Annotated in this window: 18 protein-coding genes; all 18 read left to right on the forward strand. The window is 58.1% G+C overall.

Translation table 11 applies throughout. The features are described 5' to 3' along the window. The first annotated feature begins 24 nt into the window (after window positions 1-24). The 18 genes from ACVWZ0_RS03870 (at window position 25) to ACVWZ0_RS03955 (ending at window position 25,657) form a co-directional block, all read left to right on the forward strand. Complete coding sequence (locus tag ACVWZ0_RS03870) at window positions 25-876, forward strand: hypothetical protein (RefSeq protein ID WP_253455495.1); 852 nt, start codon at window positions 25-27, stop codon at window positions 874-876. Window positions 877-1,000: 124 nt separating this feature from the next. Further along, complete coding sequence (gene tagH / locus ACVWZ0_RS03875; protein ID WP_253455493.1) at window positions 1,001-3,034, forward strand: type VI secretion system-associated FHA domain protein TagH; 2,034 nt, start codon at window positions 1,001-1,003, stop codon at window positions 3,032-3,034. Further along, complete coding sequence (locus ACVWZ0_RS03880) at window positions 3,034-3,825, forward strand: PP2C family protein-serine/threonine phosphatase (RefSeq protein WP_253455491.1); 792 nt, start codon at window positions 3,034-3,036, stop codon at window positions 3,823-3,825. The genes tagH and ACVWZ0_RS03880 overlap by 1 nt, the downstream gene beginning before the upstream one ends. Before the next feature lie 18 nt (window positions 3,826-3,843). Beyond that, window positions 3,844-4,860 (forward strand): hypothetical protein, encoded by a 1,017-nt coding sequence (locus tag ACVWZ0_RS03885; protein ID WP_253455490.1) that lies wholly within the window; start codon window positions 3,844-3,846, stop codon window positions 4,858-4,860. Window positions 4,861-4,880: 20 nt separating this feature from the next. Beyond that, window positions 4,881-5,690: a type VI secretion system accessory protein TagJ gene (locus ACVWZ0_RS03890; RefSeq protein ID WP_253455488.1), complete on the forward strand. Its 810-nt coding sequence runs from the start codon at window positions 4,881-4,883 to the stop codon at window positions 5,688-5,690. After that, window positions 5,683-6,234, forward strand: a complete 552-nt coding sequence (gene tssE / locus ACVWZ0_RS03895) for a type VI secretion system baseplate subunit TssE (protein WP_125290453.1) — start codon at window positions 5,683-5,685, stop codon at window positions 6,232-6,234. The genes ACVWZ0_RS03890 and tssE overlap by 8 nt, the downstream gene beginning before the upstream one ends. 2 nt (window positions 6,235-6,236) lie before the next feature. Further along, window positions 6,237-8,114 carry a type VI secretion system baseplate subunit TssF gene (gene tssF / locus ACVWZ0_RS03900; RefSeq protein ID WP_253455486.1) on the forward strand — a complete coding sequence of 626 codons (1,878 nt, stop codon included), beginning with the start codon at window positions 6,237-6,239 and terminating at the stop codon, window positions 8,112-8,114. Further along, the gene (gene tssG / locus ACVWZ0_RS03905; protein WP_253455483.1) at window positions 8,111-9,160 is read left to right on the forward strand and encodes a type VI secretion system baseplate subunit TssG; all 1,050 of its coding nucleotides are present in this window, start codon (window positions 8,111-8,113) and stop codon (window positions 9,158-9,160) included. The genes tssF and tssG overlap by 4 nt, the downstream gene beginning before the upstream one ends. Before the next feature lie 137 nt (window positions 9,161-9,297). Further along, window positions 9,298-11,907 carry a type VI secretion system ATPase TssH gene (gene tssH / locus ACVWZ0_RS03910; RefSeq protein WP_253455481.1) on the forward strand — a complete coding sequence of 870 codons (2,610 nt, stop codon included), beginning with the start codon at window positions 9,298-9,300 and terminating at the stop codon, window positions 11,905-11,907. A gap of 25 nt (window positions 11,908-11,932) precedes the next feature. After that, window positions 11,933-13,369 (forward strand): serine/threonine protein kinase, encoded by a 1,437-nt coding sequence (locus ACVWZ0_RS03915; protein WP_253455479.1) that lies wholly within the window; start codon window positions 11,933-11,935, stop codon window positions 13,367-13,369. A 79-nt stretch (window positions 13,370-13,448) separates the two neighbouring features. Beyond that, window positions 13,449-15,383, forward strand: a complete 1,935-nt coding sequence (locus tag ACVWZ0_RS03920) for a type VI secretion system Vgr family protein (protein WP_253455477.1) — start codon at window positions 13,449-13,451, stop codon at window positions 15,381-15,383. A gap of 19 nt (window positions 15,384-15,402) precedes the next feature. After that, window positions 15,403-16,470 carry a PAAR domain-containing protein gene (locus tag ACVWZ0_RS03925; protein ID WP_253455475.1) on the forward strand — a complete coding sequence of 356 codons (1,068 nt, stop codon included), beginning with the start codon at window positions 15,403-15,405 and terminating at the stop codon, window positions 16,468-16,470. Window positions 16,471-16,494: 24 nt separating this feature from the next. Further along, window positions 16,495-16,935 (forward strand): hypothetical protein, encoded by a 441-nt coding sequence (locus ACVWZ0_RS03930; protein ID WP_253455473.1) that lies wholly within the window; start codon window positions 16,495-16,497, stop codon window positions 16,933-16,935. A gap of 12 nt (window positions 16,936-16,947) precedes the next feature. Further along, window positions 16,948-18,015: a hypothetical protein gene (locus ACVWZ0_RS03935; RefSeq protein WP_253455471.1), complete on the forward strand. Its 1,068-nt coding sequence runs from the start codon at window positions 16,948-16,950 to the stop codon at window positions 18,013-18,015. A gap of 121 nt (window positions 18,016-18,136) precedes the next feature. Then, on the forward strand, window positions 18,137-20,059 hold the full coding sequence (locus tag ACVWZ0_RS03940; RefSeq protein WP_253455469.1) for a type VI secretion system Vgr family protein: 1,923 nt from the start codon (window positions 18,137-18,139) through the stop codon (window positions 20,057-20,059). Beyond that, complete coding sequence (locus ACVWZ0_RS03945; protein WP_253455467.1) at window positions 20,056-20,478, forward strand: DcrB-related protein; 423 nt, start codon at window positions 20,056-20,058, stop codon at window positions 20,476-20,478. Before ACVWZ0_RS03940 ends, ACVWZ0_RS03945 begins: the two co-directional genes overlap by 4 nt. Before the next feature lie 3 nt (window positions 20,479-20,481). Further along, window positions 20,482-25,107, forward strand: a complete 4,626-nt coding sequence (locus tag ACVWZ0_RS03950; RefSeq protein WP_253455464.1) for an RHS repeat-associated core domain-containing protein — start codon at window positions 20,482-20,484, stop codon at window positions 25,105-25,107. Between the two features lie 4 nt (window positions 25,108-25,111). Then, the gene (locus tag ACVWZ0_RS03955) at window positions 25,112-25,657 is read left to right on the forward strand and encodes a hypothetical protein (RefSeq protein WP_253455462.1); all 546 of its coding nucleotides are present in this window, start codon (window positions 25,112-25,114) and stop codon (window positions 25,655-25,657) included. Window positions 25,658-25,738 lie beyond the last annotated feature (81 nt).

The raw sequence follows: 25,738 nt of genomic DNA on the forward strand, positions 1-25,738 counted from the left end.
CTTAATTTTTTACCGGAACTCAGCATGAAACGCCTTTTACTCTCTCTTGCCTTATTAACCAACATCGCCGTCGCCAGCCCGCATCTGGTCACGGCAGATGCGGATACGTTTGCGCCTGAACTGGCGCAAAAAGCCCTGTCGCTGGATATCGCTGGCGCAGAGCCTTTCGGCCAGCAGACCTTTGCCGTACGAGATAGCGGCCATTTACTGGGCGTGATGGTGCCGGGCAAAGGTCTGCTGCGGGCCGATATGAACGCCTGCTTTATTGGCTGGTCGCGCGATGGTGAAAGCCTGACAAACCTGGTGCCGACCATTGGCTTCAATCGTTTTGACGGCGAAGCGTGCGAAGACGTGAAAGGCGTGGGCGTGATTTCCTCGCCTGGCGACCGTGAGGTAAAAATCGCTGTGATTTATACCGCCACCACGCTGGTAGAAACCTCGCTGGTTGCGGTGGTGCTGGCGTACGATCCCCAGTCCCGCTCGCTGCTGGTCGATAATGCGCTGTCGCAAAGAGTGAATAATGCGTCAATAGACAGCGTGCCGAAAATTCGTCGCTTTTATGCGGCGCATCCTGCCAATACGGCCACCTTTGACAGCAAAAAATATCTGGCCCGTATTACGGCCTGGTGCGAAGAAGGCAATGTTGACTGCAATGACGTCACGCTGGACTCCAGAAGCAAGCTCAATGGGAAAGGCATATTGCTGCAGGGCAAAACCGTTAATGTGCACTGCCCGGACGTTTGCGATTTTCGCGGATACGCTTTTGAAAACGCTGATTACACATACACCTTTATCACCAATGACTTTGAACGCTGGACAATGAATATCAGCAAGGGCGACCAGGTGACAGACAGCGTCGAAGGCACGATGCGCTGACGAAGCCGTCGCCCTGTTTAAAGCTGTCGGGATAGCGCAATCAATGCCGGGCAGCAATCAGTTTCAACGCCCGCCGGGCCTACCGGCGCGGCCCGAACGCCGAAATCCAACGCAGGAAAACGTGATGCGATTTACGATAATAGCGACCAAAGCTGGCCAGCAGCCGCCGCAGAGCAGCTGCGACTTTCTGCCGCCGGGCGGCACTATCGGCCGTGGCGCCGACAACAACCTGGTGCTGCCGGACGATGACCGCACCATTTCCCGCCTGCAGGCCATTGTGCATATCACGGCCGACGGCGAATGCCGCATTACCAATCGCGGCAACGTGACGCTGGTGCACCTGAACGATATTCCGCTGGAGCGGGGTCGGCAGGTGGATTTGCAGGATGGCGACATCCTTAGCATTGATGAGTACCGTTTACAGGTCAGCGAACTCAACGTGGCGGCGCAGCCCGTGGCAAGACCCGCGCCGGTTGCCCGACCGGCCGCACCGCCGCAGGAAAGCGCGCCTGCCGCCATTCCCAGTGAAATTTGGGACAGCCTGGCGCAGGAGTTTTCTATCAGCGACAACCTGTCCAGCCGCAGCAGGCCCGCGCCAGCCGGATCGGATCCTCTGACGGAAAAAGCGCAGGATCGTAACCCGGTCGATCCGCTGGCGCAGTTTGCCGATAAGCCAGCGCCGCAGCTGGATCGTCGGGATCGCACGTCTGACTCTCTGTTCAGCAGCGAGTCGCTGTTCGATCGGCAAAGCATTTTTGACGACAGCACGCCGGGCACGTTGACGCAGCCGCAGCAGGACAAAAAGCAGCAGCTGGATCCGATGGCGCTGTTCGGTAGCGGCAACAGCACACCCGCCGACGGCGACGATCCTCTGGGGCTGATGATGGGCAACGCCGTCCCGCTGACGCCGGTGGATGAACCGCAGCAGAAGCGGCCACAGACTGCGTTTGTGCCGCCGGCACCAAAGGCGCTGGACAGCCAGCCGCAGACGACCAGCAGGCCAACAAGCAATCCGCAGACGGCTAACGATCTCAGCAAGTCACCGCTGTTTGATACAAACCCGCAGGCCGCTGACGATCTCAGCAAGTCGCCGCTGTTTGATACAAACCCGCAGGCCGCTGACGATCTCAGCAAGTCGCCGCTGTTTGATACAAACCCGCAGACGGCTGACGATCTCAGCAAGTCACCGCTGTTTGGCGAAAACCCGCAGGCCGCTGACGATCTCAGCAAGTCACCGTTGTTTGATACAAACCCGCAGGCCGCTGACGATCTCAGCAAGTCGCCGCTGTTTGCTGAACTGCCGCAAAGCGATACGGATCGCGGCCAGCCTCCGCATTTTGCTGAAAACCCGGCGAGCGACGCCGATTTCAGCGAGCCCACCGCCGCCGCGCGGCCGCCGCAGCAGGAGTACGGCGGCATCACGCTGCCGACGCCGCAGGCCGTTGCGCGCAGCACTACGCCGCCGCCAAAAGGCCGTCTGCGCATCGATCCGGTCGCCAATACGGCTTCGCAACAGCACAGCGCTTCCGGCGACGGTCAGCGGCTGGACGGCGAGCTGCTGGAGGCGCTGATCGGCGGCATGGGGCTGAACGATCTACAGCCGACGCCGCGCTTTGACCGCGACGCGATGCAGGAGCTGGGCCAAATGCTCAGCATGTTCTCGCAGGGAACGGTGGCGCTGCTCTCCTCCCGCTCGATCCTCAAGCGCGGCGTAAAAGCGGAAATGACGGTGATCCTCGACGAGGCCAACAACCCGTTTAAGCTGCTGCCTTCCGGTAAATCGGTGCTGATGCAGATGTTCGGCAGCCGGATGCCGGGTTTTATGCCGCCTAAGCAGTCGGTGCGCGATGCGCTGGTCGATTTACAGGCGCATCAGCTGGGCATGATCGCCGGGATCCGCGCGATTATCGCTTCGATGCTGCAATCCTTTAACCCGCAGCAGCTGGAAGAAGAAGCGCGCGAAGAGGGCGCCATCTCTCGCCTGTCGCTGCCCAACAGCCGTAAAGCCGCGCTGTGGGAGCACTTCGCCAAACGCTACGGTGAAACGGCGGGCGAAATTGAGGATGACTTCCATACGCTGTTTGGCGAAGCCTTCCTGCACGCCTACGACATGGAAGTGAACCAGTACAAAGATTCTCAAATCAGATCGGAAGAATGATGAATATCACCATTGCCTCTATGTCGCACCAGGGCGCTCGCGAAAGCAACCAGGATCAGACCGGCGAGCGCATCGGCGAACGCTCGGCCTGCTTCGTGGTCTGCGACGGGGTGGCGGGGCTGCCCGGCGGCGACGTCGCGGCGGCGCTGGCGCGCGATACCATTCTCCAGCGCTTTAACGGCGAGCGACACCTGGACGCACAAAGTATTCGCCGCTACGTTAACGACGCCAACCACGCAATTCGCCAGCAGCAGGCGATCGGCGACCATAAGCGCATGGGCACCACCCTGGTGAGCTTGTTTATCGATCGCGATTTCGACCTGGCCTACTGGGCGCACGCGGGCGACAGCCGCCTTTATCTGTTCCGACGCGGCTACCTTTATCACGTCACCACCGATCACAGCCTGGTGCAGCAGATGAAGGACGCCGGTCACCAGACCGAAGGCATCAACGGCAATCTGCTCTATTTTGCGCTCGGCATGGGCGATGAGGAGCGCGACGCCAGCTACAGCGACGTGGTCGAGATCGAAGACGGCGACGCCTTCCTGCTTTGCACCGACGGGTTCTGGCACGGGCTTTCGCAGGAAAACATGCAGGAGTCGCTGCATATGGTGAATACGCCGGACGAATGGCTGACGCTGATGCAGCAGGTTATCCGCAAAAACGAGCGGCAGGCCGCCGCCAGCCAGGACAATTACAGCGCCGTCGCCGTCTGGGTCGGCGATCCGCAGGACACCACGCTGCTGCATTCGCTGGAAGCCGCAGCGCAGTTTTTCCCTCTTCGTGATTAAAATAAGGCTTTAACCCACATGAAATATTGGCTAACGGGTGTCACCCTGCTGATTGCATCCGGTGCCTGGGCACAGGATTACCGCGTCGTCACCGCTAAATCGCTGCAAATGGATGTCTGGCTCGATAACGTTAAAGATCAGAAGCCTGCCAGCTGGTGCAAGCGCGATGTTGCGCTGCGCATCGTGGCCAACGGTGATAAAGATCCGGCGAAGGTAAACGAGCTGCTGCCGCAGGTCGCGGGCCTGATGTCGCACAGCTGCGCGAAAATAGCCACGTTTCAATGGCAGCTGACCGACAGCAACGGCAAAGCGCTGGCGCACGGCAGCGCCGCTAAAGCGCAGGGCTGGCAAAGCAAAATGGAGGCACAAACGCCAGCGGCCACGCCGGTACAGGCGGCAACACCCACCGTGCCGGTTCAGGCCGCACCGACAGAAACCGCGCCAGCCGCCGCGCCGGTTAAGGCAGAAGATCTATCGCCGCCGGCGGATACCACGCCGTGGATCCAGTTCAGTCTGCTGGACGGCTGCCACTTCCGCACCTGGTGGAATAATGCCAGCCAGGCCAGCGCGCTGTTTGTGCCTGCGAAAGGCGGCGTGACCTGCGGCAGCGACGGCTGGCTCAGCGGCGACAGCCAGCTAACGCAGCTGGGCAAAGGCGGCGCCAAAAGCCGTCAGGTCAGCTTCGTGCAGGGTTTCCCGGTTTCCGGGCTGAACGGCAAAGCGATTGGTCGCGATACGCAGATCACCACCGTCAACAACGAGCGTATGGTGCTGAGCGACGAGCGTTCGCCGCAGAGCTGGATGATCGTGCCTTACGCGCCCGCGCTGAACGGCTGGCAGGCTGACGGCACCGTGGTGGTGGCGATAAGCCAGCAGGAAGCCAGCGATGCAAGTATCCTGAAGGCGCGCCTGGACGAAGTCCGTAAGGTCTGGTCGCCCTATCTGGCCGACGGCGCGGTGATCGTCAAGCTGGTGGATGAAATCCATCCGCAGCTGAAAGATCCGGCCGCCGGTGCTTACCGGACGCTTAACTGACTCTGTGCCCGAGGAAAGCTATGAAATCTCTGACTCAACTGATGTCCGGCGCCACGCTGTTGGAAACCCTGGCGCGTGTCGAAAGCGATATCAAAAGCCGCCCGGCGGATGCCGACCTGCGCGCCGCCTTCGTACAGCTGCTCTGTCTGGCGGGCCACTGGCCGCGCGCCAAAACCCAGCTGAAATCCTGGCTGGCTTTAAAGCCGCAGGCAAAGCCCACGGTTACGCTGCTGGAGCAGGCCATTACGGCAGAAATCCAGCGAGCGGCGGTCTTTGAAGGCCTGGCGATGCCGAGAATGCCCGGCGAGGCGTTCGCCTGGGCGGAAGCGTTACTGAAGGCGCTGCGTAAAGAGCATGCCGAAGAGGCCGATGAGTTACGCGCGGCGGCTTTTGCGGCGGCGCAGGCCAACCCGGCCCGTGTCACCATGCAGGACGAGCAGACGCAGACCGTGGCATGGCTGATCGACGGCGACGGGCGTCTCGGCCCGATTTGTGAGCTGATCGTTAACGGCCATTACACCTGGCTGCCGTTCGCCGCCGTGCGCGAAATGCGTTTTCAGCCGCCGGCGAGCGTCACCGATCTGGTCTGGCGGCACACGGCCGTCACGCTAATCGACGGCAGCGAACAGGTTTGCCAGCTGCCGGTGCGCTATCCGTTTGCCGATACGGCCGAAGACAACCTGCGGCTGGCCGCCGTCACCGAGTGGACGCCGCTGGACGACCAGCAGTTTATCGGCCACGGTCAGAAAACCTGGCTGAGCGAAGAGCAGGATTTTCCGCTGCTGAGCCTGGCGCATATTGTCTTTGCAGCGGAAGCCGACGATGAGTGACGGTCGCGATTTGCTGCACGGCGGTTTTCGCCAGCGCGGCAGGGAGACGATGACGGCGCGCGATAAAATGCAGCCGTCGCTGCTGGACAGGCTGACCGACAACGCGCCGGATAAGCCGCAGGAAGCCCCCGGCAGCCGCGTGATTTCGCACGCCACGCTGAAGCGCAACGTTCTGCGTGATTTGCAGTGGCTGTTCAACAGCATCAACAACGAAGCGCAGCAGGATCTTTCGCCGTTTCCGCACGTGCAGCGCTCCGCTTATAACTTTGGCGTTGCGCCGCTGGCCGGACAGCGTATGTCCGATATCGAACTGGCCGACATCCAGCGCAAAATCACCAACTCTATTTTGTACTTTGAGCCGCGCATTCTGCCGGCGGGGCTTCAGGTGCGCTGCATATCAGACACCAGCTCGCTCAGCCTGCACAACATGCTGTCGATTGAAATCAAAGGGCGGCTCTGGTGCGTGCCTTATCCGCTGGAGTTTCTGTTCCGCACCGATCTGGATTTAGAAAACGGCCATTTTGAACTGAAAGACGTAGGGTAATTATGGACAGCAAACTGCTCGATTATTACAACCGTGAACTGGCGTACCTGCGCGAAATGGGGGCGGAGTTCGCCGAACGCTATCCCAAAGTCGCCGGACGGCTGGGCATGAGCGGCATTGACGTGGCCGATCCCTATGTCGAGCGGTTGATGGAGGGCTTCGCCTTTCTGACCTCGCGCGTGCAGCTGAAAATGGACGCCGAGTTCCCGCGCTTTTCGCAGCGGATGCTGGAGATGATCGCGCCCAACTATCTTTCGCCCGTGCCTTCAATGGCGATTGCTGAACTGCATCCCGACGGTAAAAAAGGGGATATCAGCGGCGGTTTCCTGGTGCCGCGCGGCACCATGATGGACAGCCAGATGCTGAAAAAAAGCGGCGTCACCTGTAGCTACGCCACGGCGCACGACGTGATGCTGCAACCGCTGCGCATCGCTCACGTGGAACTGGGCGGCGTGCCGGCGGATATCCCGCTTGGCAGCATGGGGCTGAGCCAGCGCGGTGCGGTCAGCGCGCTGCGTATCCGCCTGGAGTGTTTTAGCGAAGTGGCGCTGAGCCATCTGACCCTGAAAGATCTGATGTTTTTTCTCAGCGGCCCGGACATTCAGGCGCAGCAGCTGCTGGAGCTGATGATGCAGCACACGGTCGGCAGCTTTTGCCAGACGGTGGAGCCGCAGCCGCAGCGGGTCGTGCTGGGCGACGACGCGCTGAAGCAGGAGGGCTTTGCGGCTAACCAGGCGCTGCTGCCGGAAGATCTGCGCAACTTTGACGGTTACAGGCTGCTTCAGGAATATTTCGCTTTCCCTGCGCGCTTCCAGTTTGTCAGCATCAGCGGCCTGGGCGAGCTGCCTTCACGCTGTGGGCCAGAGGTAAAAGCCTTTGAGATCGTCCTGCTGCTGGACAAGGCTGACGCGGCGCTGGAGCGGACGATCGACAAAAGCCATCTGGCGCTGCACTGTACGCCGGTTATCAACCTGTTCCCGAAAACGGCGGAGCGGCAGAAAATCAGCGAAGGCGTGCATGAATATCATCTGGTGGTCGATAACATTCGCCCGCTCGACTACGAGATTTACTCGGTGCAGAAGCTGTACGCCACGGGCGACAGGCAGCAGGGCGAGCAGGTGTTCCGGCCTTTCTGGAGCACCTTCAGCCGTGACGAAGGCGACTACGGCGCTTATTTTTCGCTGCGCCGCGAGCAGCGCACGCTGTCCGAGCGCGCGCAGCGTTACGGTACGCGCACCGGCTATATCGGATCCGAAGTCTTTCTTTCGCTGGTGGATGAGCGCCAGTCGCCGTGGCGCGACGATCTGACCCATCTGACGGCAGAAGTTTTGTGCACCAGTCGCGATCTGCCGCTGATGCTGCTGGCGCAGGATCAGGGCAACTTTATGATGGCGGACTCTGTGCCGGTCAGCCAGCTGACGCTGCGCAAAGGCCCAACGCCGCCGCGTCCGGCGCTGGCGGAAGGCATGGCGACCTGGCGGCTGATCAGCCATTTGCAGCTGAATTATTTAAGCCTGATGGACAGCGACGACGGCCAGGGCGCCACGGCGCTGCGCCAGCTGCTGGGGCTGTATGCCAATCTGGCGGAAGCGCCGGTGGCCCGGCAGATTGAAGGCATTCGCCACTGTCGGCTCAAACCGGTCAGCCGTCGGGTGCCGGAACCCGGCCCGATCGTGTTCGCGCGCGGCATCGGCATTGAGCTGAGCGTCGACGAGCAGGCGTTTTCCGGCGCCAGCCCGTGGCTGCTGGGCAGCGTGCTGGAGCAGGTCTTCGCCAGGCTGGTCGCCATCAACAGCTTTACCGAGCTGACGCTGACCAGCCAGCAGCGCGGCGAGGTCGGCTACTGGCCCGCGCGCATGGGCAAAAGGGCGCTGATATGAACGTGTTGCGCATTCGCAAAACGCAGCGGCTGCCGGAGGCGTTCTGGTCGGGCGTGACGCAGGCACCGTGGCGCTACGACCTGTTTCAGCTGCTGCGCAGGCTGGACGCACAGGGCGGCGAGCGCTATCCGCTGGGCCGCGCGCCGCTGCCGCGCCATGAGCCGTTGCGCATCGGTCAGGAGCCGTCGCTGGCCTTCGCGCCCGCCACGCTGTCAAAGGCCGGCCCGCGCGACAACAGCTCGCTGCACGACATCTCAATTTTAAGCTTCGGCCTGTTTGGCCCGAACGGCCCGCTGCCGACGCACCTGACGGAGTACGCCCGCGAGCGCATTATTCATCATCAGGATCGCAGTATGTCGGCCTTTGCCGACCTGTTTCACCATCGGCTGACGCTGCTGTTTTACCGCGCCTGGGCCGACGCGCAGCCAACGGTATCGCTGGATCGGGAAGACAATCAGCGCTTCGATCGTTATCTGGCGAGCCTGATCGGCATGGGCCAGCCGGGCCAGCTGGCAAAAGGCAGCCTGAGCGATCACGCGCGCTTTGCGGCGGCCGGGCATTTAACCCGCCACGCGCGCGACGTCGAAGGCCTGCAAAAGATCCTCAGCCACTATTTTAAGGTGCCGGTCAGGCTGGTGGGAAACGTGCCGCACTGGCTGCCGATCGACAGCCGCGAGCGGGCGAAGCTGGGCGCGGGCCGACATGCGCCGAAGCTGGGCGAATCGATGTTTCTGGGCGTGGCGGTGCGTGACGTGCAGCATAAGTTCCGCATCGAGCTGGGGCCGATGCCGCTGGAAACCTATAACCGCTTTCTGCCGGGCGAGGCCTGGACTCTTGCGCTGCGCGACTGGGTACGGCAATACCTGGGCATTGAATATATCTGGGAGCTGAAGCTGATCCTGGCGGCGGAAGAGGCCAAAGGGATCCGGCCCGGCGACGCAACCCGGCTCGGCTTTAACAGCTGGCTCGGCCATTTAAAAAGCGGCGAGCCGCTACGCGATCTGACCTTCAGCCCGGAACCGGCGGAGCAGGTCGCTGCCAGATAACGTTTTGTTAAAACCCGCACGACCTTGACAGAGAAAGTCACTTTTTCCGGCCGCCTTGCCGAACCGGGCCGCTCGCTTATCGGGCTTGTTCTTTACGGCTCTCTGTTTTAACCGTCATCTACTTACCGAGAACAACCATGTCAGAAATCAGCCGCGCCGTACTGTTCGGCAAACTGGACACGCTGTTATTTACCTCGCTGGAAAGCGCCACCGCCTTCTGCAAGCTGCGCGGCAATCCCTATGTGGAGCTGGTGCACTGGCTGCATCAGCTGATGCAGCAGCAGGAAGGCGATCTGCAACAGGCGATCCGCTATTTTTCACTGGATGAAGAGGCGCTGACGCGCGATATCGTCGGGGCGCTGGATCGTCTGCCTCGCGGCGCCAGCGCGGTGTCGGATCTGTCCGAACATATCGACAGCGCGGTTGAGCGCGCCTGGGTGTACGGCTCGCTGAAGTTCGGCGTGCAGCAGATCCGTGGCGGCCATCTGCTGATTGGCCTGCTGAAAACGTTCAATCTGGCCAACGTGCTGAAAAGTATTTCGCCGCAGTTTGGCCGTATCAGCGCCGATACGCTGCTGGAGCAGTTCGACAGCGTGTTCGCCAACAGCAAGGAGAGCAGCATCACCGCCGCGCCCGTTCAGGAGGGGGCCGTGCCGCAGCAAAAAAGCACGCTGGCACAGTACGCGCAGGATCTGACGGCGCGCGCGCGCGAAGGCAAGATCGATCCGATCGCCGGACGCGATGAAGAGATCCGCCAGATGGTGGATATCCTGATGCGTCGCCGCCAGAACAACCCGCTGCTGACCGGCGAAGCGGGCGTCGGCAAAACGGCGGTGGTGGAAGGCCTGGCGCTGCGCATGGCGGCAGACGACGTGCCGGAGCCGCTACGCAACGTGCAGCTGTGGCTGCTGGACATCGGTATGTTGCAGGCCGGCGCGGGCATGAAAGGCGAATTTGAGGCGCGGCTTCAGGCGCTGATCAATGAAGTGCAGTCCAGCCCGACGCCGATCATCCTGTTTATCGACGAGATCCACACGCTGATCGGCGCGGGCGGCCAGCAGGGCACGGGCGATGCCGCCAACCTGTTAAAACCCGCGCTGGCTCGCGGCCAGCTGCGCACTATCGGCGCGACCACCTGGGCGGAATACAAAAAATATATCGAGAAAGATCCGGCGCTGACCCGGCGTTTCCAGACCGTGCAGGTGCAGGAGCCGGACGAAGAGAAAGCGCTGCTGATGCTGCGCAGCACCGTCACCACGCTGGAGAAGCACCATCGCGTCCTGCTGCTGGATGAGGCCGTGGCGGCGGCGGTTAAGCTTTCGCATCGCTATATTCCGGCACGCCAGCTGCCCGACAAAGCCGTGGCGCTGCTGGATACCGCCTGCGCCCGCGTCGCCGTCAGCCAGAGCGCGCAGCCGCCGCAGCTGGAAGACTGCCTGCACCGCATCCACGCGCTTTCGATTGAAAAAGAGATAGCGGAGCGCGAGGCGAAAGTGGCGATTGGCGATGCGTCCCGGGCGGCAAAAATCAGCGAGCAGCTGGCTGCGCTAGGCCGCCAGCGCGATGAACTGACGGCACGCTGGCAGAGCGAACGCGGGCTGGTGGACGCCATTATCGCGCTGCGCGAGCGGCTGCATAAGGATGATGCGGAAGATGTTGCCGCCCTTCAGCAGCTGCTCGCAGAGCAGCAGCAGCAGCTGAAAACGCTACAGGGCGAAGCGCCGCTGCTGTTTGCCGCCGTCGATGCCAACGTGGTCGCCGCTGTAGTTGCCGACTGGACCGGTATCCCGCTGGGCCGCATGATGAAAAACGAAATCGACGCGGTGCTGAAGCTGGCCGACACGCTGAACGAGCGCGTAATTGGTCAGCGCCACGGCCTGGATCTGATCGCCAAACGCGTGCGCACCTCCCGCGCGCGGCTGGACGACCCGAATAAGCCGGTCGGCGTCTTTATGCTCTGCGGCCCGTCCGGCGTCGGCAAAACCGAAACCGCGCTGGCGCTGGCCGAAACGCTCTACGGCGGCGAGCAGAACATTATCACCATCAATATGAGCGAGTTTCAGGAAGCGCACACCGTTTCTACGCTGAAAGGCGCGCCGCCGGGCTATGTCGGCTATGGCGAAGGCGGCGTGCTGACCGAGGCCGTGCGCCGTCGTCCTTACAGCGTGGTGCTGCTGGACGAAATCGAGAAGGCGCATCCCGACGTGCATGAAATTTTCTTCCAGGTCTTTGATAAAGGCTGGATGGAAGATGGCGAAGGGCGTCATATCGACTTCCGCAACACGCTGATTATTCTGACTTCCAACGTCGGCACGCAGCTTATCAGCGCCATGTGCGCCGATCCGGAACTGATGCCGGAACCGGACGCGCTGGCGGGCGCGCTGCGCGGGCCGCTGCTGGAGGTTTTCCCGCCGGCTTTGCTGGGCCGTCTGCTGGTGGTGCCTTATTATCCGCTGAGCGACGACATGCTCGCCAGCATTGTGCGGCTACAGCTAAAGCGCATCCAGCAGCGTCTGGCGCAGAACCACGGCATCGTCTCCGAGGTGGATGACAGCGTGATTGCACGCATCGTTCAGCGCTGCACCGAGGTAGAATCCGGCGGCCGTATGGTCGATGCCATCCTTACCAACACGCTGCTGCCGCAGATGAGCCAGCTGCTGCTGGACGCACACCGGCGTGAAGAGCAGTACCAGCGCCTGCGGGTAACCCTGCACGACGGCGAGTTCCAGTGTCAGTTTGAGGCGTAAGCCGCAATTAAGAGAGTTGTCCAATATGTCAGAACAAGATATTCCGCGAGCCATTCCTGGCGCTCTGCCGGTGGGCTACCGCTTTAACGAGTTTGAAATTAAAGAGGTCATCGGCGGCGGCGGCTTCGGTATCGTCTATCGCGCCTGGGATCATCAGCTTGAACGCACCATCGCCATCAAAGAGTTTATGCCCGCCTCGCTGGCGGTGCGCAGCGACGATCTGACGTTGGTACTGCGCAGCGAGCGCTTCAGCAAAACGTTTCACGCCGGGCTGAACAGCTTTATTCAGGAGGCGCGCCTGCTGGCCCGCTTTAATCATCCGAATTTGCTGCACGTGCTGCGCTTTTGGGTGCAGAACGATACCGCCTATATGGGCACGGCGTTCTATACCGGCACCACGCTGTCGCAGCTGCACAGCCGCCGCCCGGAGATGATTAGCGAAGCCTGGATCCGCTGCCTGCTGCCGCCGCTGTTCGGCGCTATCAATACTATCCACCGCGAAGGCTATCTGCATCGCGATATCTCGCTGGATAATATCCAGATCCAGGAAAACGGCGTGCCGGTGCTGCTGGACTTCGGTTCCGCCCGCAAGGCTATCGGCAACCTTTCTGATGAAACCGAAACCATGCTCAAGCCGGGCTTTGCGCCGATTGAGCAGTACAGCGACGACAACGAGAGCGAGCAGGGCACCTGGACCGATATCTATGCGCTGGGCGCGGTGCTGCATACGCTGATTGTTGGCTCGCCGCCGCCGGTCAGCGTGGTGCGCAGCATCGAGGATAACTATAAGCCGCTGGTGCAGCAGAAGCCCGCCGGCTACTCGCTGCCGCTGCTGCACGCGATTGACCGCGCGCTGGCGCTGCAACCGGAAGATCGGCCGCAGACCATAGACGAGCTGGCGGCGCTGATGGCGCTTTCCGCCAGCGATATCAGTGAAATCGTTGAGGTGAAGGTCAGCGGGCCTGGCACCATGCTGGTGCCGGTAGAAGAAGAGCAGGCTGCGCCAAAAGCCGCCGGGCTGAAGCGCTTTATGGTGCCTGGCCTGATTGCCGCAGGCGTGCTGGTGGGGATTGGCGTGGGCGCGCTGATGGCGGGCGGCGGCAGCGACGATGCGCCGCAGACGGCCGCCACGAATGCGCCAGCGGCAACTTCTGCGCCTGAGGTGACTTCTGCGCCAGCAGTAACGCCAACGGCCTCTCAGCCGCCAGCGGAAACGGCGAAGGCCGCCGAACCTGCGCCACCGCCGGAGCCTGTCGCCCAGGTCTATATCAAGCTGCTGCCGGGCGATAAAGTAGCGATGAACGGCAATCCGCAGGCGCTGGTGCCGTCGCCGAACGGCTTCGCTATGCTGCAGCTGCCGCCGGGCGATTACCGCTTCAGCATCAGCAACAGCGGCCAGACCCGCGATCAGCGCATTACCGTCGATCGCGAAGGCGTGTGGCTGCTGAACCCGCAAAGCTGAGGCCGCGCGCGCCGCTCAGTTCCTGTCCATTCCTTATCCGCCCGGCGTCCCGCCGGGCCTGCCAGTCCGGGAAATCACTATGTTTGATCGTATCACCGTCATCCTGCCGGTCGAGGGCCTGCTGTTCTGGAAGCTCAGCGGCCGGGAGAAGCTCGCCGACGCCTTTGAGTTCACCGTAGAGCTGCTGAGCCCCGACGCGCGCCTCGACCGCAAAACGCTGCTGGGCCAGCCGGTTACCGTCTGTATCCCCACGCAGGGCATGGGCACGCGCTACCTGAACGGCAAAATCACCCGCGCCGGGGTCTACAGCCAGGAGCTGAACGGCACGCGCTACGCGGTGTACCGCCTGAGCATGGAGCCGGACCTGTGGCCGATGAAGCGCGACCGCAACCTGCGCATCTTCCAGGGGCAGACGGTGGTGCAGATAATCAAAACGCTGCTGGACGAGTACGGCGTGACGGTGGAGGACAGGCTGACGGGCAGCTACCGGGTGTGGGAGTACTGCGTGCAGTACCAGGAGAGCAGCTTCGACTTTATCAGCCGGCTGATGGAGCTGGAGGGGATTTACTACTTCTTCCGCCACGAGGCGGACAGGCACACGCTGGTGCTGGCGGACAGCGCGCGGCAGCACCAGCCTTTTCCGGGCTACGGGGTTATTCCGTACCACGCGACGCCGTCGGGCGGCAGCACCTCCGCCGAGGGCATCAGCGTGTGGGAGATGGAGGACAGCGTGACGCCGGGCATCTACAGCATAGACGACTACGACTTCCGCAAGCCGAACGCGTGGATGCTGCAGGCGCGGCAGAACCCGGCGTCGCCGGCGCCGGGGCGGATAGACGTGTACGACTGGCCGGGGCACTTCGTGGACCACGACCACGGGGAGCACTACGCGAAAATCCGCCAGGAGGTGTGGCAGGTGGAGCACCAGCAGATAAGCGCGGTGGGCACGGCGCTGGGGCTGGCGCCGGGGAACACCTTCACGCTGCTGAACGCGCCGTTCTTCAGCGACAACGGCGAGTACCTGACGGTGAGCGCGTACTACGACTTCGAGGAGAACCGCTACGCCAGCGGGGGCGAGGGCGGCACGAAGCACAATATCGCCATCGGGGTTATCCCGTCGGCGGTGACGTACCGTGCGGCGCCGGAAACGCCGTGGCCGCGCACGCACGGGCCGCAGACGGCGAAGGTGGTGGGGCCGAAGGGCGAATCCATCTGGACGGACAAGTACGGGCGCATCAAGGTGAAGTTCCACTGGGACCGTCTGGCGAAGGGGGACGACACCAGCTCGTGCTGGGTGCGCGTGTCGAGCGCCTGGGCGGGCCAGGGGTATGGAAGTATCCAGATACCTCGCGTAGGTGATGAAGTGGTGATCGACTTCATCAACGGCGATCCCGATCGACCAATGGTAACGGGCCGCGTCTATAACGAAGGGAACATGCCACCATGGGGATTACCGGCGGCCGCAACCCAGATGGGATTTTACAGCCGTAGTAAGGATGGACATAAAGATACCGCCAACGCGCTGCGCTTTGAGGACAAAGCCGGTCACGAACAGATTTGGATCCATGCGGAAAAAAACATGGATACGGAAGTCGAGAGCTGTGAAACGCACCACGTGGGCGTCGATCGTCTGAAAACGATTGGCCGTGACGAAAAAGTCACGATAAAGCGCAATCATCTGACGGAAACGGGTGAAAAACACGTCGTTAATGTCGGCAAGGATGAAACTGTGCTGACCATGGACAAAGAGGGTAATGCGCTGCTTGAGGCCAATACCAGCATTAAATTAAAGGTGAAAGACAACTATATATTGATTTCGCCCGACGCCATTGAAATTCAGGTAAAATCAGGGGATCTTCACGCCGAAAGCGAATTACAGGCGCTGTTTAAAGGCAACGAACTGACCACGGTAGGCGACGGTAAAAATACCGAGATGAAAGCGAATGACACGGTAAGTATTACCGGAACGAACGTGGCTGATATCAAAGGCGCGATGGTTAAAATTAACAGTTAATGGCTGAGGAAAAATAAGTATGGGTATGCCTGCGGCCAGAGCATCCATCGATAAAGCCGCTCACGATGGCCCAATTCAGTGCGGGAGTCCTGACGTTATCATTGGAGGATTTCCTGCTGCCCGTAAAGGTGATTCGTTTTCCTGTACGCAGCACGGCAGCGGCATTATTGTCGGTGGTTCCGGCAGCGTGCTGGTTAACGGCGTATCGCTCGCCCGCCAGGGCGATAAAACCCAGTGTAACGCTGGCGGCGCATCAGCTCCTGCAAAACCTAAACCTGCGGCTCCACAATACTGGGGCGGCTCGCTGGCTAAAAAGGCCGGTGAAGACGGTAAAATACATGGCGATCATTATGATGGTCGTATATTAAGCATCTGGAATAACGAAGAAGATAAAACGGAAGATGGACACTATGACACGGCTTCAATGGGCGTGGCATTAGAAGATTTAACGCTTGGCAATATGCAGAGCACGGATGTTCTGAAAGGAGAGTTGAGAAATAAAATAGGCGTGGTAAACGTCAATAGCACGGATTACGGATATTCGACTGATTTATCAGGGTTTAATACGGGCGCGACAGCGACTGGCGCACAGTATGGTGCAACAGGCGCGTTAGGAAATCAGGGAACGCTATATTTAGGTGCTACGGGGGATGTCACATTAGGCACTGCCGAGGCCAAGGCCGTCAGCGAATTTTATACGGGTGATAAAGGACGTTATGGTTTTTCGGGAGAAGTGGGTGCGGAAGCCGCAGCGGTAAAGGCCGAGGCAAAAGGGAACATGAATTTATATAATATTGTCGTATTAGAAGGTAAGGTTGGGGGAAGTGCTGCGGCAATTGGTGCTTCAGCAGGTTTGGCACTTTATGCCGACAAGACTGATTATTCTTTTAACTTGAAAATTTCAGGTAAATTGTCGGCTGTAGTACTTGGTGTAGAAGCCGATGCTGACATAAAGATAGCTGGCAAGCCTTTTATTGATCTTTTATGGGGCATGTTCGATGACAATGAAACTGATGAGATTTCTAAAGTTAAAAATAGTGATGGGGATATTATGACTGGCTGTGCTACAGTGATTATTGGCGGTTAATTTATTTTATAAGGGTATATCAAGATGGAATGGCTTTGTTTTTTGTTTTTTTCAATATCAACTGTAGCTTACATCTGGAGCGGTAATAATACTTTCAGTAAAAAAGAATGGTGGATGTTTTTTTTAAAATTTATCGCCGTATTTTTTCTTACCATTTTAGTTACGCTTTTATTAAAAGGTTTGCTCTCCGTGTGGCATTTCTCATCGGTTGCTATAGTGAAATTATGGTTGCTAAAGTTCTTCACTTCATGTCTTTTTTTTCTTGGTGGAAAGTTGGGGGTTGTTGGACTGTGTACGATTTTCAGTAATATATTTGGCTTTCATAAAAAATATAATCCACGATATTACCCATCGTTGTTATCCATTTCAAAGAAAACTTCCCCTGCCCTTATTGTTTTAACGAAGTGTCTGGTATCCTTTGGTAGCATACTTGCGTTGTATGGCATTTGGTTAGCGCAGCAATAAAAGGAAAGATTCATGCATAACAGCATCAACTACAGTTTTCCGCTTGCCTCTCCTTTTACTAAAGAGGAAATGCAGCAGCGTTACTGGAAATGTCTTTACACCTCTTCCAGTGAGAAGATGCTGCACTATTGGGTAGCCTTACCGCAAAGCCTGAAACCTGCTGAAATCAAACCGGTGGACTTCCCGGAAGTAGGGTTGGTGAATATTGGTCGTTACATTACATCCGACACTACGCCCTACCTTGAGGTTTGGGCAGCTTATGAGCGATGCGAGTGGGAAATGAACGCATCTGACTGGCTGTTCAAAAAGCTGTCCATTATGGGTGAAAAGATCCTGCACCAGCGTATAATTAATAATCCCAACGGTAGCGGCAAGTTTGCAGATGTATTAACAGTCAAAGTTCATGCCTCTGGTGATGAAGTCATCTCGCGCTATACCATACAAAAAGATTACAATCCTGCGGAAGGCGGCGGGAATTACTTCCTTTTGAAAGCTTCCTGCGCTTCACGAGATTATGCTGCGCTGGCTGATGATATATTTTTTGTCGTGGTTAACTGGGATCTCTTAAATCGTAGCAATCTGGCGCTGGCTGAATTATTAACTACCGTTAATCTGGGAGCAGGAAGTTCGTTTAAAGTACCGTTATCCTGGAAAGCTAAAGTTATTTCAGAAAACAGAATGCTCATAGAGCATACTATCGAAAATATTAATTATGGTGCGATAAATTTATACTTTTATCCTGACACTGTGGTTCACTCGGCAGAAGAAATTTTTGATAAATGTGCCGAGCGTTTTCATCAACAGGATAATGGAATAAAACTGGTAGCAAACGAGCTGGAGCCCATCCAAAATGATTTTAACAGCAGTCTGAATATTGATTTATTTACGTGCACGGGCGAGATCACCAGCAGAGATGACCATATGCGCGCTTTTTATCAGGCATACGTTTTCAATAAAAATAACGTATGGGCATATATAGAATTAGTTGGCAGGCATCGTGACGTAAAAGACTATCATTTTGAAGAAAATAAGCGATGCCTGGAAATTATTTTCTCTACCATGCAGATCTCGGCTCATTAAGTTGATGTCTGGTTTTTAGGTACCAATACGACAACCCTGCACTTAAAAACACACTCCGTCTGACCCTACTAAATCTTATCCGCCCGGCGTCCCGCCGGGCCTGCCAGTCCGGGAAATTACTATGTTTGATCGTATCACCGTCATCCTGCCGGTCGAGGGCCTGCTGTTCTGGAAGCTCAGCGGCCGGGAGAAGCTCGCCGACGCCTTTGAGTTCACCGTGGAGCTGCTGAGCCCCGACGCGCGCCTCGACCGCAAAACGCTGCTGGGCCAGCCGGTTACCGTCTGTATCCCCACGCAGGGCATGGGCACGCGCTACCTGAACGGCAAAATCACCCGCGCCGGGGTCTACAGCCAGGAGCTGAACGGCACGCGCTACGCGGTGTACCGCCTGAGCATGGAGCCGGACCTGTGGCCGATGAAGCGCGACCGCAACCTGCGCATCTTCCAGGGGCAGACGGTGGTGCAGATAATCAAAACGCTGCTGGACGAGTACGGCGTGACGGTGGAGGACAGGCTGACGGGCAGCTACCGGGTGTGGGAGTACTGCGTGCAGTACCAGGAGAGCAGCTTTGACTTTATCAGCCGGCTGATGGAACTGGAGGGGATTTACTACTTCTTCCGCCACGAGGCGGACAGGCACACGCTGGTGCTGGCGGACAGCGCGCGGCAGCACCAGCCTTTCCCGGGCTACGGGGTTATTCCGTACCACGCGACGCCGTCGGGCGGCAGCACCTCCGCGGAGGGCATCAGCGTGTGGGAGATGGAGGACAGCGTGACGCCGGGCATCTACAGCATCGACGACTACGACTTCCGCAAGCCGAACGCGTGGATGCTGCAGGCGCGGCAGAACCCGGCGTCGCCGGCGCCGGGGCAGATAGACGTGTACGACTGGCCGGGGCACTTCGTGGACCACGACCACGGGGAGCACTACGCGAAAATCCGCCAGGAGGTGTGGCAGGTGGAGCACCAGCAGATAAGCGCGGTGGGCACGGCGCTGGGGCTGGCGCCGGGGAACACCTTCACGCTGCTGAACGCGCCGTTCTTCAGCGACAACGGCGAGTACCTGACGGTAAGCGCGTACTACGACTTCGAGGAGAACCGCTACGCCAGCGGGGGCGAGGGCGGCACGAAGCACAATATCGCCATCGGGGTTATCCCGTCGGCGGTGACGTACCGTGCGGCGCCGGAAACGCCGTGGCCGCGCACGCACGGGCCGCAGACGGCGAAGGTGGTGGGGCCGAAGGGCGAATCCATCTGGACGGACAAGTACGGGCGCATCAAGGTGAAGTTCCACTGGGACCGTCTGGCGAAGGGGGACGACACCAGCTCGTGCTGGGTGCGCGTGTCGAGCGCCTGGGCGGGCCAGGGATTCGGCGGCGTGCAGATCCCGCGCGTCAACGACGAGGTGGTGATCGACTTTATCAACGGCGATCCGGACAGGCCGATCGTGACGGGCCGCGTGTACAACGAGGCGAGCATGCCGCCGTGGGCGCTGCCCGGCGCGGCAACGCAGATGGGCTTTTTAAGCCGCTCGAAGGACGGCACGCCGGACAACGCCAACGCGCTGCGCTTTGAAGATAAGGCGGGCGAGGAACAGGTGTGGATCCAGGCGCAGAAGAATATGGATACCAATATCAAAAACGATGAAACCCACACGGTAGGCGGTAATCAGACGGTATCCGTTAATAAAGATTTTACCAGCACGGTAAGCGGCGCTTACGTGCAGAAAACACAGAAATCACGTAATGAACTGGTGGGAGGAGATTACGAGCTTTGGGCGCAGGATGGCTTGCAAATTGCCGCCGGACAAGGCATCAGCTTTGTTTCGGGCGAGAGCGTGCTGACGCTCGATCCCAACGGCACCATTTCGTTGCAATGCATTCAGTTCCAAATCAACGCCACCGGCAACGGACAAATCAATACCGGCGGCACGCTGGATCTGAATATCAGCACGCCAACGCCGGGCATCACGCCCGATCCAACACCGATGACTATCGGCTATGAGGTTCTTCAGGCCTTCGATAAAAAAGGAAGCAATTCATGAATTACATTTTATCCGAAGGCACGCTGACGTTACCTGAAGCGGTCCAGGAACAAAGCATCACCTTACTGAAACTGCCCAAAGCACGCGCCACGCTGGTCGTGACCCGAGCGTGGGATGTGCAGGAAGGCGAAGAAGCGCGCTATCTGCAACAGCAGTTGGAAAAAGTGAAACGCGATATGAAAAAATTCGCGGCTGAAAAAGTGCAGGAGGCGCTTTTCGGCGGCCTGCCTGCGCAGGAAGTGGCGATGCGTTTTGAAAACCAGGGCGTGGCGGTCGTGCAAAAGCTGCTGGTCGTCAGAACCGCTACGCATCTGATGACGTTGACCTTTAGCCGGGCAGGATCTTTCGATGCGGCTTCCCTGGCCGTCTGGCAAGATATTAAAAAAGGATTTATTCCTGCCGCAGGATCGGAGGCTTGAGTGATGTCCGATTCGATCGCAGCCCGTTTAGACGATCCTTTAGTGCACAGCTCCGCACTGGCGGATCTTGTCAGCGGATTAGTTGAAGGAGCTATCTATACCGGCATTTTAGCCGGCGCTGGCCTGCTGTTTGCCGTCAACCCGGTAGCCGGCGTCGCGGTTGGCGCGGCAGCCATGCTGGGTGCGATGGCATCCGGCTATCCTGAAAAATTGGGCAACAAAGCCAGCGACGCCGTTGACGGCCTGCTGGATACGCTGGGCATGCGCGGGCCGCCGGATGCGGTTATAACCAGCGGTTCTGATAACGTTAAGATCATGGGCAAACCGGCTGCACGCGCGGCAGGAACCGTAAGCCGTGCCTGGCTGGCTTCGCCGTCTGTCGGCAGCGAAGAAGCGCCGGGGCTGAAAGATATTGCCATGGCCGTGGCGGGCGGGATCGCTTCCACTATCCGTCATCCGGGCGATGCCGTGAGCGCCGCGCTGGATAAGGTCAGCCATCTTAACGCTGAATCGGTAGGCAACTGGTTTAGCAATCTTTGGGATGATTTGATTCAGCCGACCGTTGCCAGTGCCAGTCCTTATGCCACGCCAGCCAATAAAGATACCGTCGCCTGTACCAAAGGGCATCTGGCCGAGAATGCCAATTTTCTGGCGGAAGGCTCGAAAAAGGTGATGATCAACGGCCATCCTGCAGTGCGCAACGGGCATCGCAGCACCTGTGAAGCTACTGTTCAGGTCAGCGATAACCCGCGCGTGCGTATCGGCGGGGACAGCGTGGTGGTGCGCGATATTCGCAGCGGCAAAAACATGCTGGCCTATTTTATCGGCGGCCTGCTGAGCGGCGGTATCGGTAAAGAAGGGGCAAAACTGCTGGAACAGCTTTTTACCCGCATCGCCGCCCGGCGCGCGCTGCGGCAAATCACCTGTACGATCGTTTCTGAAGCCGGAGGAACGGTTGCCGCAGGCGCCATCTCCTCCGTGGCGATGCAGAGTTTTCACCCGGTTAACTATGCTACCGGGGCCAAGATCCTTGCCGGTCAGGACGATCTGGATTTTGTGCTGGAGGATCGTATCCCGCTTTACTGGCAACGCATCTATCACAGCCGCAACCTGACGACCGGTCTGCTGGGCACGGGCTGGATGCTGCCGTTTGAAACGCGTCTGCTCCGCTTTCGTCATCCGGATGGGACTTTCCAGTTTGCCTGGCGCGACATAACGGGTCAGGAGCTGGGACTGGGCGAGATTGCGCCAGGCGACGTGGTGCGTTTTGATGAAGAGGGCTTTACGCTGTTCTGCTCGCTGCAGGGCGTTATCGTCATGCAGACCGCGCAGGGCGAGTTTCATCTTTACGAGCCGGATCCGCAGCGCGAAGGTGAATGGCGAATCGGCCGCATTTATGACCGTCATGAAAACTGCCAGCATTTTAGCTGGAACGAAGCCGGACAGCTGACCGCCATTGCTGGCGATAACGAAGCGCTGGACGTGCGGCTGAGCTATGAACCGCAATATGGCCGACTGACGGCGCTGCATCAGGTGGTCGCCGGGGAATTATGTCCTCTGGTGAATTATCGCTATAACCCGCAGGGACAGCTGATTGCGGTGCAGGATGCTGATGGGGTTGAAACCCGCCGCTTCAGCTGGGATCGCGCCAGCGATCTGATGGCCTCGCACAGTTACGCCACCGGCCTGACCGTGGCCTACCAGTGGCAGCCAGCCCGCGATCCACGTTACTGGCGCGTATATGAGTATCAGGTGCTGGACGAACATCAGCATTGCCTGGAGCGCTGGCTGATTGATGCAGACGAAGAAGATCGCAGCGCAAACGTGACCTGTTTTTCCGGCGGCACCACGCAGCATCGCTGGGACGAGCTTTGTCGTATTACCGACTATATCGACAGCTATGGCGCGCACTGGCGATACCGCTGGGCGGAGCAGGGCGACCTGCTGATGGCTACCCTTGCGCCGGGCGATCGGGTCTGGACCTATGACTACGATGAACGCGCCAATCTGTCGATGGTGCGCGATCCGCTGGGTCAGACCACTACGACCCTCTGGCATCCATCCTATGCGTTTCCGTTAAAAGAGGTGCAGCCCGACGGTGCCGTGTGGCAATACGAGTACAACGACGCCGGAGATGTTATTGCGGTAACCGATCCGCTCGGCGGTACCAGCCGTTTTACCTGGAACGAGCAGGGCGATTTAATCACGCGCACCGACGCGCTGGACAACATGCATCGCTTCTGGTGGAACGAGCGCGGGCAGCTCCGGCGCGACGAGGACTGCTCCGGCAACCAAAGTTATCGTCTGTATGATGATGCGGGAAGGTTGCTGAGCAGCACGGACGCGGAAGGCAACACTACGCGTTATCGCTGGAGCGCTGCGGGTCGTCTGCAGTGCCTGACGCGTCCTGACGGACGTGAAACGGAATATGAATACGATCGCGCCGGCATGCTGGTTGGCGAGAACGTCGACAGCTTTTCAGAGCGGCACGTGGCCCGTAACGTGTGCGGGCAGATCGTCAGCCAGACCGATCCAGCAGGGCATATTACCCGCTATCAGTACGATCGCTTTGGACGGATGACGGCGTTAATCAATCCAAACGGCGATCGCTGGCAGTTCGAGTATGACAACAGCCAGCGCCTGCTGGCGCAGATTGACTACGCGGGGCGTCGCAAAAGCTATGGTTATGATGAGCTGGGCCAGGTTACGGAAGTCGTACAGCATCCGTTGTCTGTTGAAGGCGAAAACCTGCCGCCTCACCGCACGCAGTTTGAATATGATGAAGTCAGTCGCCTGACGGTGAAAACTACGCAGCAGCACCGTACCGAATATCACTACGGCCCGGACTGCGTGGAAGTCAGAAAGATAGCGCTGACGGAATGGGAGAAGGCACGAGCTGAAGGCCGTGAGGCAGAAGCCGAAGTACTGACCTTAACCAGCGACGCGCTGGGCAACCTGCTCAGCGAAGAGAACAGCGGCGGGCTGTTCACGCATCAGTATGACGCGCTGGGCAACCTGACCGGCAGCACGCTGCCGGACGGGCGCGAGCTGAACTGCCTGCGCTACGGCACCGGTCATCTGCTGCAGATGAACCTGAAAATGCACGGTAAGCAGAGCGAAATCGCGGGCTATCAGCGCGATAAGCTGCATCGTGAGATCGATCGCACCCAGGGCGCGCTGCATCAGGAGACGCGCTACGATCCTGTCGGGCGGATCGTGATGCGCCGCAGCGGCTTTATCGATCGTTCAGGCGTGGTGCTGGAGCGCCGCTATCGCTGGGATCGTCTGGATCAGGTGATGCAGCAGCTGGTGTCGGACAGCGCAACGCGGCAGAACGAGTGGGCAAACCAGCAGCAGCGCTTTGGCTATGATGCTACGGGGCAGGTCACGCGTGAAGTCCGCACCTATAAGGAAGAGCATTTCAGCTGGGACGCTGCCGGAAACCAGACCGACAGCCCGGGCGAAACCGTCTGGCGCAACCTGCTGCTCAGGCTGAAGGGTGCGCGCTGGCGCTACGACGGCTTTGGTCGCATGACGTGGCGGAAATCGTCTGCCGATGCCGTGGAGCAGCACTTCAGCTATGACGACGAGCACCGCGTCAGCGAAGTACGTTTCGACGGGCACAGGGAGTTCAGTCGTGCGGAATATCGCTACGACGCGCTGGGTCGCCGTACGCAAAAAATTCTGCATCGCCACGGAAGGGAAAAGGAAGTTATTTCATTTCTGTGGAGCGGCATGCGGATGGTGGGCGAAAGCAGCAGCCTTCAGCCTGCGCGCAACACGCAGTACATCTACGGCGAAAACAGCTGGGAACCGCTGGCGCGCGTAGACAGCATCGGCGAACAGTCGGACATTTTCTGGTATCACACCGAACTGAACGGCCTGCCGGAACGGATGACCGACGAACACGGCGAGGTGGTATGGCGCGGCCGTTTCTCCACCTGGGGCGAAACGGAGCGCGAAAGCGTCACCGGCTTCCAGGCGGTACAGCAGAACCTCCGGTTTCAGGGGCAGTACCTGGACAGGGAGACGGGCCTTCATTACAATTTATTCCGCTATTACGATCCGGTGGGTGGGCGGTTTACCCAGGTTGACCCGATAGGACTGGCGGGTGGGATTAATACTTATGGGTATGTGGGCGATCCGCTGGTTTGGGTTGATCCGCTGGGTTTAAACGGATGCTCCACTACCCTAGGCAAAAATATGATGGAATCTATGGGGCTATCGCGTTCAAGAAAATGGAAAGGATATCAGGCACATCATATTATACCAAAGGAATTAGCCAACCATCAGGCACTCCAAAAAATTAATTATTATATTGATAGTGCATCCAATGGAATATTCTTGCGGAAGGCTGATGATGTAACAAGTGCAATGTCAAGACATCAAGGTAACCATCATGGTTATACTGATGCAGTTAGGGATGCATTGGATAGGGTTGATTTAAATCAATCAGTTGATGAGGTATCCAGGCAAGTCACCATAATCCAGAACAAAGCCAGTCGCGGAATGATGAGTGGTGTTCCAATAAGATCCAAGGATATGTATAATGCTGACATCTTTGGCCGAGATATAACGCAGATTGGCAGGCAGCGAGTATATAGTTTGTGGACAGATATATTAGGGTGATAATATGATGAATCAGAAAGATTTTTATATGGAACCAATTTTATTTATCAATGATGCAAAATTTTTAGCAGGAACGAGAGAGCCGCTGAGTCAATTTGATTTAATTAGTGATCCTGAAGAGGCTAAGAAAATGCTCTTTGAGCAAGAGTTGCCTGATCCTTATGTCTACTGGGGCGACTTTTTTTCTGATTTAATATCGGATATTGTTCTTGATAAAAATTACAAACCAGCACAGAAAGATATATTAGAAGCATCAAAGTTATTGAAAAAAGATACAATCAAAGAAAATATAAGAAAAAGGAAAGCATATTTGCTCAGAAAAAAAAATGGGCTTGCTGGAAATGAAACCTATGATAATTTTTTGAATGATGTAAGTGATGAGGCTATTTATATGTTGAATATGGTGGCTACTCAGCGATATATTTATGGAGAGCAGGAAGGATCTATGTTGGAGGAAATTTACAAAATCTTAAGGCACGGATGTTTACCTTGTAACTTAAATAAAGATAAAAATATTTTTGTTATATTTAATCCAATTGACATAAAGTGATTATTAAGGAAAATTCAGATATGCCATATTTTTAATTGTGGCATATCGCTAAAGCGCAAAAGACAATGAATATTATATTAA

The sequence above is a fragment of the Erwinia sp. TECH1 genome (assembly GCF_054057575.1).

Bases quoted from the DNA above. Each gene is read 5' to 3' on its own strand.
- ACVWZ0_RS03870 (WP_253455495.1), top strand. From the start codon at position 25: ATGAAACGCCTTTTACTCTCTCTTGCCTTATTAACCAACATCGCCGTC.
- tagH (WP_253455493.1), top strand. From the start codon at position 1,001: ATGCGATTTACGATAATAGCGACCAAAGCTGGCCAGCAGCCGCCGCAG.
- ACVWZ0_RS03880 (WP_253455491.1), top strand. From the start codon at position 3,034: ATGAATATCACCATTGCCTCTATGTCGCACCAGGGCGCTCGCGAAAGC.
- ACVWZ0_RS03885 (WP_253455490.1), top strand. From the start codon at position 3,844: ATGAAATATTGGCTAACGGGTGTCACCCTGCTGATTGCATCCGGTGCC.
- ACVWZ0_RS03890 (WP_253455488.1), top strand. From the start codon at position 4,881: ATGAAATCTCTGACTCAACTGATGTCCGGCGCCACGCTGTTGGAAACC.
- tssE (WP_125290453.1), top strand. From the start codon at position 5,683: ATGAGTGACGGTCGCGATTTGCTGCACGGCGGTTTTCGCCAGCGCGGC.
- tssF (WP_253455486.1), top strand. From the start codon at position 6,237: ATGGACAGCAAACTGCTCGATTATTACAACCGTGAACTGGCGTACCTG.
- tssG (WP_253455483.1), top strand. From the start codon at position 8,111: ATGAACGTGTTGCGCATTCGCAAAACGCAGCGGCTGCCGGAGGCGTTC.
- tssH (WP_253455481.1), top strand. From the start codon at position 9,298: ATGTCAGAAATCAGCCGCGCCGTACTGTTCGGCAAACTGGACACGCTG.
- ACVWZ0_RS03915 (WP_253455479.1), top strand. From the start codon at position 11,933: ATGTCAGAACAAGATATTCCGCGAGCCATTCCTGGCGCTCTGCCGGTG.
- ACVWZ0_RS03920 (WP_253455477.1), top strand. From the start codon at position 13,449: ATGTTTGATCGTATCACCGTCATCCTGCCGGTCGAGGGCCTGCTGTTC.
- ACVWZ0_RS03925 (WP_253455475.1), top strand. From the start codon at position 15,403: ATGGGTATGCCTGCGGCCAGAGCATCCATCGATAAAGCCGCTCACGAT.
- ACVWZ0_RS03930 (WP_253455473.1), top strand. From the start codon at position 16,495: ATGGAATGGCTTTGTTTTTTGTTTTTTTCAATATCAACTGTAGCTTAC.
- ACVWZ0_RS03935 (WP_253455471.1), top strand. From the start codon at position 16,948: ATGCATAACAGCATCAACTACAGTTTTCCGCTTGCCTCTCCTTTTACT.
- ACVWZ0_RS03940 (WP_253455469.1), top strand. From the start codon at position 18,137: ATGTTTGATCGTATCACCGTCATCCTGCCGGTCGAGGGCCTGCTGTTC.
- ACVWZ0_RS03945 (WP_253455467.1), top strand. From the start codon at position 20,056: ATGAATTACATTTTATCCGAAGGCACGCTGACGTTACCTGAAGCGGTC.
- ACVWZ0_RS03950 (WP_253455464.1), top strand. From the start codon at position 20,482: ATGTCCGATTCGATCGCAGCCCGTTTAGACGATCCTTTAGTGCACAGC.
- ACVWZ0_RS03955 (WP_253455462.1), top strand. From the start codon at position 25,112: ATGATGAATCAGAAAGATTTTTATATGGAACCAATTTTATTTATCAAT.